14 protein-coding genes and 1 tRNA gene are annotated in these 11,185 nt (G+C 32.9%); 4 read left to right on the top strand and 11 right to left on the bottom strand.

The features are described 5' to 3' along the window. From BG20_RS05640 to BG20_RS05605, 9 genes are all read right to left on the bottom strand, one after another. A partial coding sequence (locus BG20_RS05640) for a polyprenyl synthetase family protein (RefSeq protein ID WP_010192030.1) occupies positions 1-970 on the bottom strand: 970 nt, incomplete at its 3' end. Next, a complete protein-coding gene (gene idi / locus BG20_RS05635) occupies positions 967-1,638 on the bottom strand; it encodes an isopentenyl-diphosphate Delta-isomerase (protein ID WP_010192028.1) in 672 nt (223 codons plus the stop codon). The genes BG20_RS05640 and idi, both read right to left, overlap by 4 nt. Beyond that, entirely contained in the window at positions 1,601-2,353 is a 753-nt protein-coding gene (locus BG20_RS05630) for an isopentenyl phosphate kinase (RefSeq protein ID WP_010192026.1), read from the bottom strand. Before BG20_RS05630 ends, idi begins: the two co-directional genes overlap by 38 nt. A 23-nt stretch (positions 2,354-2,376) precedes the next feature. After that, the gene (locus BG20_RS13230) at positions 2,377-2,676 is read right to left on the bottom strand and encodes a hypothetical protein (RefSeq protein ID WP_238527529.1); all 300 of its coding nucleotides are present in this window, start codon (positions 2,674-2,676) and stop codon (positions 2,377-2,379) included. After that, positions 2,673-3,323, bottom strand: a complete 651-nt coding sequence (locus BG20_RS05625; RefSeq protein WP_238527528.1) for a mevalonate kinase family protein — start codon at positions 3,321-3,323, stop codon at positions 2,673-2,675. Before BG20_RS05625 ends, BG20_RS13230 begins: the two co-directional genes overlap by 4 nt. Next, a complete protein-coding gene (gene amrB / locus BG20_RS05620) occupies positions 3,320-4,153 on the bottom strand; it encodes an AmmeMemoRadiSam system protein B (RefSeq protein ID WP_010192025.1) in 834 nt (277 codons plus the stop codon). The genes BG20_RS05625 and amrB overlap by 4 nt, the downstream gene beginning before the upstream one ends. Beyond that, a complete protein-coding gene (gene rpsB, locus BG20_RS05615) occupies positions 4,153-4,776 on the bottom strand; it encodes a 30S ribosomal protein S2 (protein WP_010192023.1) in 624 nt (207 codons plus the stop codon). Before rpsB ends, amrB begins: the two co-directional genes overlap by 1 nt. Before the next feature lie 7 nt (positions 4,777-4,783). Further along, positions 4,784-6,022: a phosphopyruvate hydratase gene (gene eno, locus BG20_RS05610; RefSeq protein WP_007402269.1), complete on the bottom strand. Its 1,239-nt coding sequence runs from the start codon at positions 6,020-6,022 to the stop codon at positions 4,784-4,786. Position 6,023: 1 nt separating this feature from the next. Further along, on the bottom strand, positions 6,024-6,260 hold the full coding sequence (locus tag BG20_RS05605; RefSeq protein WP_007402268.1) for a DNA-directed RNA polymerase subunit N: 237 nt from the start codon (positions 6,258-6,260) through the stop codon (positions 6,024-6,026). Positions 6,261-6,312: 52 nt separating this feature from the next. Here BG20_RS05605 and BG20_RS05600 point away from each other — a divergent pair. After that, positions 6,313-6,397 (top strand) — tRNA-Leu (locus tag BG20_RS05600). A gap of 23 nt (positions 6,398-6,420) precedes the next feature. Here BG20_RS05600 and BG20_RS05595 read toward each other — a convergent pair. Then, positions 6,421-7,035, bottom strand: coding sequence for a translin family protein (locus BG20_RS05595; protein WP_007402267.1), 615 nt, complete (start codon positions 7,033-7,035; stop codon positions 6,421-6,423). A gap of 71 nt (positions 7,036-7,106) precedes the next feature. Between BG20_RS05595 and BG20_RS05590 the strand changes: the two genes are divergently transcribed. Genes BG20_RS05590 through cobT form a run of 3 tightly spaced genes read left to right on the top strand, consistent with a single transcriptional unit; the run spans position 7,107 to position 9,432 of the window. Continuing rightward, a complete protein-coding gene (locus tag BG20_RS05590; protein WP_010192019.1) occupies positions 7,107-7,754 on the top strand; it encodes an NAD(P)H-hydrate epimerase in 648 nt (215 codons plus the stop codon). Continuing rightward, positions 7,751-8,362 carry a hydroxyacylglutathione hydrolase family protein gene (locus tag BG20_RS05585; protein ID WP_010192017.1) on the top strand — a complete coding sequence of 204 codons (612 nt, stop codon included), beginning with the start codon at positions 7,751-7,753 and terminating at the stop codon, positions 8,360-8,362. The genes BG20_RS05590 and BG20_RS05585 overlap by 4 nt, the downstream gene beginning before the upstream one ends. Next, complete coding sequence (cobT, locus tag BG20_RS05580; RefSeq protein ID WP_010192015.1) at positions 8,359-9,432, top strand: nicotinate mononucleotide-dependent phosphoribosyltransferase CobT; 1,074 nt, start codon at positions 8,359-8,361, stop codon at positions 9,430-9,432. Before BG20_RS05585 ends, cobT begins: the two co-directional genes overlap by 4 nt. On the opposite strand, the gene glmS is transcribed toward cobT, so the two are convergent. Next, positions 9,419-11,179, bottom strand: a complete 1,761-nt coding sequence (gene glmS, locus BG20_RS05575; protein ID WP_010192013.1) for a glutamine--fructose-6-phosphate transaminase (isomerizing) — start codon at positions 11,177-11,179, stop codon at positions 9,419-9,421. The genes cobT and glmS overlap by 14 nt on opposite strands. Between the last annotated feature and the right edge of the window lie 6 nt (positions 11,180-11,185).

Genomic DNA, 11,185 nt, shown 5'->3' with positions numbered 1-11,185 from the left:
TTTTTACTACAAAATCTAAAAGATCTATCAATTCTGTTTTTGCTGGACCTGAATATTTTGAGAGTGATTTTTTTGCCATCTCTGCATATTTTAGAGCCTGAGACCTTACTTCTACTTCTATACCAAGAGATTGAATTACGTCAACTGCATTTTTAAGGTCATTTTTTGTTGCTTTTGGGTTTCCAAATGCTTTTAGAATTATTTTATGGTCTTTACCTTTAGATAATTTTATTGCCATAAGAATTGGAAGTGATTTTTTTCCTTCTCTTAGATCATTGCCAACTGGTTTTTTTGTAATTTTTGAATCGCCCATTACCCCAATAAGATCATCAGTAATCTGAAATGCAATACCTAGATTTTTACCAAAATTTGATAAATTCAAAATATCTTTTTGATTATTGGTTGCACAAATAGCTCCCATTGAACATGAAACATCAAATAATGCTGCAGTTTTTTTTCCTATCATTGCAATGTATTCTTTTTGGGTTGGGATTCTTTTCTCCTCTGCCATTTTTACATCTAATAATTGACCTTCACACACATCAACACATGCTTTTGCTAATCTCGAAACTAATTGAACTGTAGAATCTTTGGATATATTTGACTCTGAAATAATTTGATATGCCTTTGAAAACAATACATCCCCAGCTAAAATTGCTATTGGCATTCCGAATTTCTTATGAACTGTTGGAACACCATGACGCATTTCATCGTTGTCCATTATATCATCATGTACCAATGTGAAATTATGTATCATCTCTACTGCACTTGCAGCAGGCATTGCGGTTGCTGTATTTCCACCCAGAATCTGACAACTCTTGATGACCATATATGGTCTTAATCTTTTCCCCCCATGAACAATCAAATGAGATGCTGCATCATAAAGTGATTTAGGGTTTCCTTTTAGTTTTGAATTTAAATATTTATTAACAATTTTTGCATTTTTTTCAATTGATTTTTCTTTTTTCATTTAACTAATCTCCATTTATCATCCGCTAGATGAATTCTAATTGCTTTTTGTAGTTCATCTTGTAATTCTGAATTAATCCATAAAGACAAAATGTTTTTGTGTTTTTCAAACGTTTTATTTTCTGATTTATCTAGAAATTTCAGAGCAATTAACATCCATGGACAATAAATTTTTGGATTGTTTTTAATTTCAGAAATAAGTTCATTTACCGAAACCCATTTGATTTCATCAATTTCATCCTCAACAATTTTAAATTTAGTTGATTCATCAACAATGCCTATTAGAGTACCACAAATCTCATTTTCAGACCCTACATCTTTGTATGGTACATGATATTCAAATTTCATTAAATAATCCATCTTACATGAAACCCCTAATTCTTCAGGCATTCTTCTTTCAGCAGATGATATGTATGTCTCACCCTCTCTTGGATGACTGGCAACGGTTCCATCCCAATCCTCAGGCCACAACATTTTTTCTTTTGCTCTTTTTGTAAGCACCAATCTTCCCTTTTTATCAAAAAGCAGTGCTGTGAATGCTCTGTGAAGCTTTCCGTTTGGTAAGTGACATTTTACTTTCTCCTCTGAACCTATTGGATTATCGTTTCCATCAACTAAAATTACATATTCTTCAGCCACTTCTTTTACCTCTAAACAGTGTACCTTCATATTTCTTATTTTTAATCGCTTTCAAAATTCTTTCTGGTTTGTTACCGTTTACAAAAAATACATTCATCCCCATCTTTGCAATATTGGTTGCTTCCTCCACCTTTCTACTCATCCCACCAGTAACATCCATTTTGTTTTCAGAAATTTTTGGGTTTTCTCCTTTTAACTCACGAATCAATTTTTTAGTCGTTAGATCTGAATAAAGACCGTCTTCATTTAAAGCAAAAATGATCAGCCTCGGTTTTAATATTTTAGATAAAAGTGTCATTATTTTATCTCCTGATAAAATGTATGTTTTTTTGTTTCCATACCAAAGAGCATCTCCATAAGTTATTGGTATTAATCCTGATTTGGCAATGTTCTCAATTTCTTTTACCTTTGTTGTAATTGATTTGTTTCCTGACATGAAATCAGTTGGGGGTAATGCGTATGGATTTAGTTTATTTTTTACAAAAATCTCTAAAATTATTTTATTAAGATCAATCATTGAATTTTTCACAATTGCAACCCCATGCATGTCATATTTTTTTGGTTTAGTATGCATGTCATATTTTACAGACCAAAAATGTCCAAATGAACCTCCACCATGTACCACTATTATGGGTTCTTTGAGATGCTTTAATTTTTTAACAATATTCTCAATAACTTTTTTTCTAGGGCTAAGTGGTTTTTCCTTATTTGTTATAATTGAACCCCCAAGTTTTATGAGAATCATGCTGTCACAAAATATCTAGTACATTAAAAAGTATTCAATCCATTAAAATCAATTTTTACAGAAAAGCAATCGTAATTTCTCTCTCTTAGTTTCAAGATGGTTTTTTCTAAGTTTGATTCATCGGTTAAAGCAATAATACATCCTCCTCCACCTGCGCCCGTAATTTTTGCTCCAAATGAAGCCTCTCCAGCTATCTTTACCATATCACGTAACTTATCATTTGATATACCTAAAATTTCCAAGTATTCCTCATTTTCATGCATGCTTTTTCCTAATCCTTCTAAGTCATTATTTTTTAACATTCTAGAAACGTGATTGATCAATTCACTTTCTTTTTGACACATATCAGAAAATGTTTTTTCGTTTTTTCTTTAAATTTCTTCACTTTTGATACCACTTCGTCTGTTGAATGCTCGATGTTAGAATTTGCAATTACAAGATGAAAGTTTGATTTTGATTGAATTTGTGAAAAACCTTTTGATTTATCATATTCCATTAATCCTCCAAATGTACAAACTGTGCAGTCAGCTCCTGAAGTATTTTGAAAAATTGTTCTTTCAGCTTCTATAGCCATCTCTAAAATTTCCTTTTTAGTACTTTCTTCAAATAATCTGGATATTGCAGCAGCACCTGCAACACAGCATGCAGAAGATGATCCTAATCCTACACCAGATGGAATTTCTGATTCTACAATGATCTTTATTCCTGTATTTTGTTTGTGCTTTTCAATCATTTTGTTTGCTAAATAATAAAACGGTTTTAGTGGGGAATTTATTTCTGAAATGGGTTTGTTTAATGGCAGATCTAACTCTCCAATCTTTGATTTAACTAAAATTTTATTTTCAGGAATTTTCTCAGCAGTTACTGTGACTCTTTTATTAATAGCACATAAAATTGCTTTAATTCCATATACAACAAAATGCTCCCCAAAAAGAATTGCCTTTCCAGGTGCAGATGCTTTAGATATCAAGTGAAAATAATCGACCCATACCCAACAACAGAACTCGTATCTCCTGTGATATCTCCGCTTGTAGCATATTTTAGTAATTCTCCTTTTGTTGCCCCAAGCTCTTTGCATGCAATCATAGTTGATGCAATGGCACCGTATCCACATGCGCTGATATCTTTTTTGTTTAATACATCGTAGAATCTATCCACATCGAGTTTTAAAATAGGCTCAATTAATGCAGCATCTTGTTCATGTGCAAACTCATTTGGTTCGTAATGAGTAAAATCTGAAGAACCAATAATCATTACTTTCTTTTTTCTAGCAATATTTGCAATCGCTGATCCTAATTGAATAGCGACTTCTTTACTTTGATTGATTAACACAATAGGTAGAATTCTAAATTTTTTTGATATTTCTTGTAATATTGGAATCTGTACTTCTAGACTATGTTCTCTTGAATGAGAAAAGTTATCCACTTCTATAATTTTTGTAATATTTGAAATTTCTTCTGCAGTTTCAGAATCAACTTCAACTTCGCCTAGAGGTGTTTGCCATTTACTGTCTTTCATTGTTGCAACACTACTTCCAATCCCCCAATGATTTGGACCTACAATTATGAATAATTCCGGTAGGTTTGAAGAAATCTCATAAAATGAATGACATGCAATTGGGCCTGAATAAGCATAACCTGCATGCGGACAAATAACCCCAAAAATTTTCTTTTTATTGTCCGATGGTGGAATTTTACCTGGACCAAATTTGTGTAAAAAACAATCATTGATGGATTTTTTTAATTCTTTTTTTTCACCGGAATAGAACATTCCGGCTACTGCCGGTGTTCTAATTTGCATTACTCTATTTCCTCTTCCGTTATCTTTGTTTCAAAATCATCAATTTCGTATTTCATTGGTTCATCTTCTTTTAATTCTCCTCTCTCTATGAGAATCTGACGAACTAATAACCAATAAACTGTAGCCAGAGCTTTTCGTCCTCTATTGTTTGCTGGAATAATTACATCTAATTTTGATGTAATGTTATCTGTATTTGAAATTCCAATTACTGGGATACCTGCATTCGTTGCTTCTGTAATTGCTTGAACATCTACTTGAGGATCAGAAATTAGAACAACTTTTGGTTCGATATAATATGGTAATGACGGATTAGTTAGTGTCCCTGGCATGAATCTTCCTAACAATTTCTTTGAACCTAGCATTTCGCAAAATTTCTCAATTGGGGTATTTGCATACTGTCTAGCTGAACACACGATTAGTTTGTCTGTGCCTAAGCGATTGATGAATTTGGCTGCAGTTTTAATTTTTTCTAAAGTAATATCGATATCTAACATGTATAGCCCCTCAGGACTAGCTTTGGTGATAAATGGTGTCATGAATTTCGTCTTAACTGGTGTTCCTACCCTAATTCCTGTAGATAGGATCTTCTTTTTGATGTCTGTTGCTTCGGTTTGTTCACTCATAGCGATTTTAAATCTCTGCCATACCGCATATTAAATCATGCTCTGATAGACGAATAAGCTCATTTAGTTTTGCTACTCTTTCTCCACCTACTACCCCCACTTTGAGCATTTTTGACTTTGTTGCTAATCCTATGTGAGAAATATGCGAATCCGTAGACTCCCCAGATCTGTGTGATGTAATTAATTTTATGTTGTTTTGACTTGCAACTTTGGCAAATTCAAATGCATCATAAAGACTACCTGCTTGATTTACTTTGAGAATAGCTGCATTACAAGATTTTAATTTGATTGCTTTTGATAATATGTCTTTATTTGTAACAGTCAGATCATCCCCTGTGACTAATGTATTGGGAAATTTTGCAGTGAGTTCTGCCATATCACTAAAGGCTTCTTCATGAACTGCATCTTCTGCATAGATCAATTTGTATTTATTAATAATATTTGCAGCAAATTCAATTTGTTGTTCTGATGAATTAACAAAACCGCCTCTTTGATAAACATACTTTTGTTTTTCTTCATTCCATTGAGTGGAAGATGCAAAATCAACTCCTAATGCTACTTCTTTTCCCAAAGTAAATCCTAAATTTTCACAAGCTTTTGCTGAAAGTTCTAAAGCTTTTTCATTTTTTAATTTTGGCGCCCATCCACCTTCGTCTCCACGTCCATTGGTAAAACTAGGATCTTCTTTTTCTAAAATACGCCTTAACTCTTTATGAACTGACAAATTTGTCTCAATTGCGTCTCTAATTGTTTTAGCTCCTACAGCACAAATCAAAATTTCTTGAATGTCTGGTGTTCCTGGACCTGCATGGGCTCCCCCGCCCAAAATATTTCCTAAAGGAAAAGGAAACTTGAATGATGATTCATTTGATAATATCTGAAATAATGGTTTGTCTAATGCCTTTGAAGCGGATTCCATTGAAGCAATGGTTACTGCAAATGCTAATCCACCTCCAATATTTTCATAGTTTGGTGATTGATCAATACTCCGTAGTGTATCATGAACTGTTTTAAGATCTGATGATTCTAACCCAATAAATTTTTGAGCATTTTCATTTAAAATTCTTAAGCTTTCCTCAGGTTTTTCATTTGGAAAGCTTACAGCTTCATATTTTCCAACACTAGCTCCTGATGGAGCACACACTCTTCCTAAAAATTTATTCTCAGATAAAATATCAACTTCAATCGTTTTACTTCCACGACTATTGTAAATAATACGTCCTTTGATGGAAGTTATTTTTGCCAAACTACTCTAGTTCAGATTGGACTTCTTGATGTCTTCTCTGTATCGCTTCATAAAATGGAATAACTTGTTGAATTGTTTCAACTGTAGTTAGCAACATTCTTCTGCAACAATATCTATGTATTCCCAAAGAATCTAGTCCTTTAGCTGGATCTTCTCCAGATTTTACTTTATTTTGATACTCTTCATACTTATCAGCAATCAAGTTTCCACAAGTAAAACATCTTACAGGAATTAACATACGTACAAAAAAGTAATCAAGGATTATAAAAACCATGCAAGAAATTTTCGTTGCGGGTGTCGCCCAGCCTGGCCAAAGGCGCTAGCTTGAGGGGTTAGTCTCTTAGGAGTTCGTGGGTTCAAATCCCACCACCCGCATCTAATTTTGATTAACACTAATTCTATTTCTGTAATTTGTTTAGTGCTTTGATTAATTCCGATCTTCTTTTGTCTTCTGTAATTGCTCCTCTAACATCATCCACTAAAATTCTATCCACATCAATTTTTCTTCGAGCTTCCTTTAACACTTTATCATACATTGAAAATGGATAAAGTTCTAAATACAAATTTTCCATTATTTGAAAAATTCTTGAGGCATTATCTATATCACCAATTCTTATTTTATCAAAAATCATTCTTTTTAGTTCTCCAACACAATCCATTAATCCCAAAACATATGATTCTGGCAATACTCCTAATTTCTTGTCTGAAGGAATCTCTTTTTTTTCTACTATGGCAATTAAAGATGCCGCCTCAACGTATTCCTGTTCTGGAGTAATTAAATATCTCAAAAGATCGGGTGTGGCCTTTTTTTTATATTTTTTAAGTAATACATCTGCTTGGCTCAGATTGTTTTTTGCTAATTTCATATCACCATTATGTACAGCCATAATGGATCTACTACACAGAATTATTATTTCTCTGGTATTTTTTAGTAAAAATTCTCTAGCATCTTGAACTTCTGATAAAGATTTTGCAATTTTATTTAAAGATAATTTCACATTTTTTAATGTCATATACAGATCTGGAGAAGTCTGTCATAAATCGTTTGCCAAAGCTCTTATTTTGGAATGTGACTCTGTAAATCATGGACATTACTGTAGATCAAATGTATCAAATAGAAAATAACGGTCATGCTATGGGATTTTTAAAAAAATTCATGATGGAAAACGCCGGAGCTGCTGCTGTAAAAAGACTAGTTGAAAAATTAGGAAATGTCGAATCAAAAAAGATTCTGATCTATGTAGGTATGGGTAACAACGGAGGTGATGGGTTGGTAATGGCAAGACATTTAGCTGGATATGGTGCTAATGTAACAGTTCATCTTCTGGGAACTCCTGATAAAATAAAGACAGAAGAAAGTTCTTGGAATTGGTCTATTTTAGAAAAAATGCCTTCAGTAAAATTACTTACGGGTGGAAAATTTGATTATGATTTTACACCTGATGTGATTGTCGATGGAATCCTAGGGACTGGAATCTCTGGTGACATTAGAGAACCATATGTGTCAGCAATCAACTTCATTAATAATGCTAAATGTTTCAAGTTTTCAGTTGATGTCCCATCTGGATTAGATCCACAAACTGGGGAAACTGCCAACATCTATGTAAAATCTGATATGACTGTAACATTTCATAAAATGAAACAAGGTATTCCAAAAAGAAAAGATTTGACAGGTGAATTATATGCAGAAAAAATAGGCATTCCTCCAGAGGCAGAAGAGGGAGTTCTATGAAAGTTCATCAAATTCAAGTTGGCAACATGCAAAATTTCACATATGTTGTTGAAGATGAAAATACAGATGAGGGAATAATAATTGATCCTTCTTGGGATCTTGATGAAATAGAGCGTGTAATAAAGCGAAATAATTTAAAAATAAAATACATTATCAATACTCATCATCATTTTGATCATACATTGGGAAATGAAGGTATAGCAAAATCTACTAATGCAAAAATAATACAACATGAAAAATCTGAATTAAAACATGACATATCTGTAAAAGATGGTGATGTGATTGAATTTGGTGAATCAAAATTAACTGTTCTACATACACCTGGTCACTCTAAAGATAGTATGTGTCTAATTGGAGATGGAAAAATTTTTTCTGGTGACACACTTTTTGTAGGAAATTGTGGCCGTATAGATTTACCTGGAGGCAGTGCTAAAGAATTGTATCATAGTCTTTTTGATGTTCTCCATTCGTTAAATGATGATCTTGTTCTTTACTGCGGACATAATTATGGACATTCTCTAATATCTACAATCGGTCAAGAGAAAAAAACTAATTTTGTTATGCAAAAACGAACTGAACAAGAGTTTGTTGAAATGATGGGGCAATGACCTATTTAGATAATTTTGAATTTTTTGGTAATATACACAAAGGTCATGATTTTATTAACTCTATAAAATCTGGAAATTTTTTATTTTCTCTTGCTATATCTTATACTGAAACATGTGAAATACCTGGAATCTCATTTGCTGGTGCTGATACGGATTCCATAAAATTTACCTCTCCGGCAGATGCAGAATATCTTTACTATGGATATTGTAAAACAATTTCTAAAATACCAATGACCCCCGATGGTAAACCCACTCCTGCATTACTCACTAAAACTGCATTAGAATCATGTAGTATTCCTCACATTGTGATTAATGCTGGAAGTAAAATTTTACCTCAATTACCGTTTATTCAAACTGGATTGTCTTATGGACGAAACATTTCAGTTGATTCAGCAATGAATGACACTCAAGTATCACAAGCAGTCGATTATGGAAGGATGGTAGGAAGAAATCTTGCATCTATGACTAATTGCTTGATAATTGGTGAAAGTATTCCTGGAGGTACAACAACTGCTCTTGCTGTTTTGCGTGGATTGGGATTTAATGCTAAAGTTAGCTCCAGCATTCCAAATAATCCAGTTGAATTAAAAAATCAAATAGTAAATTCAGCCTTGGAGCGATTAACTTCCAAAGATCCATATCATGTTATATCTCAAGTTGGTGATCCGATGATTGCTTTTGTAGCTGGTATGTTAAGTGCAGCATCTGAAGTCACTAAAGTAATGCTGGCAGGTGGTACTCAAATGACTGCAGTTTTAGCGTTTGCTTCAAAAATTGGATTCAATGATCAGAATACTGCTATTGGAACCACTTCTTACATTTCTTCTGATACAAGTGCAAATTTTAAATCACTTGTTTCTGAAATTGCAGATATTCCAGCAATTTCTGTTAATCCCGGATTGGAAAATTCTAAATTTTCTGGATTAAAGGCATTTTCTCAGGGGTTTGCAAAAGAAGGTGTTGGTGCAGGCGGAAGTATTATTGCATCTATGATAAAAACAGGAAAAGACTCTGCACACTTTTTAACATTGTATGAAAAAGAGTATCATCGATTATTCACTTCACTGTAACTGATTTTGCCAAGTTTCTAGGATAATCTGGGTCTGCATCTTTTTCAAGTGCAGCATAATATGAGAGCAATTGAATAGGGATTGTTTCTGAAATAGGATATGCCAATTCATTTGTTTTTGGAATTTCAATCCAATAATCATACACATCACTTTTTTGATCTGATATTCCTATGATCTTTGCACCACGCGCTTTAATCTCTCTAGCACTTGTTAGAGTATCTGAATATGTCGAATCATTTGGATTAATTATGATAACAAACACATTAGAATCCATCAATGCTAGCGGTCCATGTTTTAGTTCTCCACCTGGAATTCCTTCCGCGTGGATGTATGTCAGCTCTTTTAATTTTAACGCCGATTCTATAGCTATTGGATAATGAATGCCTCTACCTAAGACATAGATGTCTGAAATCTCTTTAATTTCACTTGCAATATGCCTAATTTGGTCATGATTTTCAAGAATTTTTGCAATTGATTCTGATATTTCTTTATAATTTATCTTAATGTCTCCATTGGTAATCTCTTCCACAATTTTGTATATTACGATCATCTGTGATGTGAAACTTTTTGTTGCTGCAACACCTATTTCTGGTCCACAATTCATCCCAATTACAATATTTGACTCTCTCGCCAATGATGATGTAAGAGAATTTACTATAGAAATTATATTACAATTTACTTTTTTTGCAATATTTACAGCATCTAAAACATCTGCGCTTTCACCACTTTGTGAAATAGCAATTAATGTAGAATTTGGTTCAATTGTATCTGATGAGAATTGTAATTCACTCGAAATAATTGCATCCACTTTGATTTTAGCATATTTTGCCAAAACTTGTTTAGCGATTAGTGCTGCATTATAACTTGTACCGCTTCCTGTGATGTAGATATTATTTGAATTTTTAATATATTCAGCTGCATTTTTGATTGCATTTCCAGTGTTTTCCCCTGCTTTGAATATTGTATCTGGTTGTTCTGAAATTTCTTTTAGTGTGAAATGTGCATAATCTCCTTTGTATGCATCTGCAAATTCTTTTGACACTTTTGTAATTTGTTGTTTTACAATTTCACCGTTGAAATCTAAAATTTGTAATTTATCATTGTCTATTATTACAAAATTTCCATTTTCTATGTAAATTGCATTATCTGTTTGTTCAATAAATCCTAAAACATCACTTGAGAGAAAATAACTATCCTTTCCAATTCCTACAATTAATGGTTCATGAAATCTTGCAGCTGCCAATTGCCCATTCTCAAACATTGCAACAAATGCATAATGTCCTTCTAATTCTGAAACTGTTTTTATTATCGCATCTTTTACGTTTTTTACATTTTCATAATTTTTTTGAAGTAGATTTGCTATTACTTCAGTATCTGTTTCGCTTTTAAAGACATAACCGTCTTCTTCTAATTCTATTTTTAATTGTTCAAAATTCTCTATTATTCCATTATGTACTATCGCTAATTTTCCTGAATTACTGGGGTGTGGATGTGCATTTGCATCTGTTACTTTTCCATGTGTTGCCCATCTAGTATGCCCTATTCCAATTTTTCCAGGTAATGTATCAAGATGTACATTGGAATTTACTTCTTCTACCTTCCCGATTCCTTTTTTTAATTCTATATGGCTATTTGATTCAGTGGCAACTCCTACGCTGTCATATCCACGATACTCCATTCTTTTTAGCCCTTTGACTATTATTGGTGCCGCTACTTCGTTTCCATAATAGCCTATAATTGAACACATAACTTA

Source organism: Candidatus Nitrosarchaeum limnium BG20 (assembly GCF_000241145.1).
GTDB lineage: Archaea > Thermoproteota > Nitrososphaeria > Nitrososphaerales > Nitrosopumilaceae > Nitrosarchaeum > Nitrosarchaeum limnae.
The sequence above is the reverse complement of the archived record's forward strand: the minus strand, read 5'-3'. Positions and strand labels throughout refer to the sequence as shown.

What these genes read in the sequence shown, in the direction of transcription:
- idi (WP_010192028.1), bottom strand. Translation starts at nt 1,638, where the DNA reads ATGAAGGTACACTGTTTAGAGGTAAAAGAAGTGGCTGAAGAATATGTA.
- BG20_RS05630 (WP_010192026.1), bottom strand. Translation starts at nt 2,353, where the DNA reads ATGATTCTCATAAAACTTGGGGGTTCAATTATAACAAATAAGGAAAAA.
- amrB (WP_010192025.1), bottom strand. Translation starts at nt 4,153, where the DNA reads ATGCAAATTAGAACACCGGCAGTAGCCGGAATGTTCTATTCCGGTGAA.
- rpsB (WP_010192023.1), bottom strand. Translation starts at nt 4,776, where the DNA reads ATGAGTGAACAAACCGAAGCAACAGACATCAAAAAGAAGATCCTATCT.
- BG20_RS05605 (WP_007402268.1), bottom strand. Translation starts at nt 6,260, where the DNA reads ATGTTAATTCCTGTAAGATGTTTTACTTGTGGAAACTTGATTGCTGAT.
- BG20_RS05595 (WP_007402267.1), bottom strand. Translation starts at nt 7,035, where the DNA reads ATGACATTAAAAAATGTGAAATTATCTTTAAATAAAATTGCAAAATCT.
- BG20_RS05590 (WP_010192019.1), top strand. Translation starts at nt 7,107, where the DNA reads ATGGACATTACTGTAGATCAAATGTATCAAATAGAAAATAACGGTCAT.
- BG20_RS05585 (WP_010192017.1), top strand. Translation starts at nt 7,751, where the DNA reads ATGAAAGTTCATCAAATTCAAGTTGGCAACATGCAAAATTTCACATAT.
- cobT (WP_010192015.1), top strand. Translation starts at nt 8,359, where the DNA reads ATGACCTATTTAGATAATTTTGAATTTTTTGGTAATATACACAAAGGT.
- glmS (WP_010192013.1), bottom strand. Translation starts at nt 11,179, where the DNA reads ATGTGTTCAATTATAGGCTATTATGGAAACGAAGTAGCGGCACCAATA.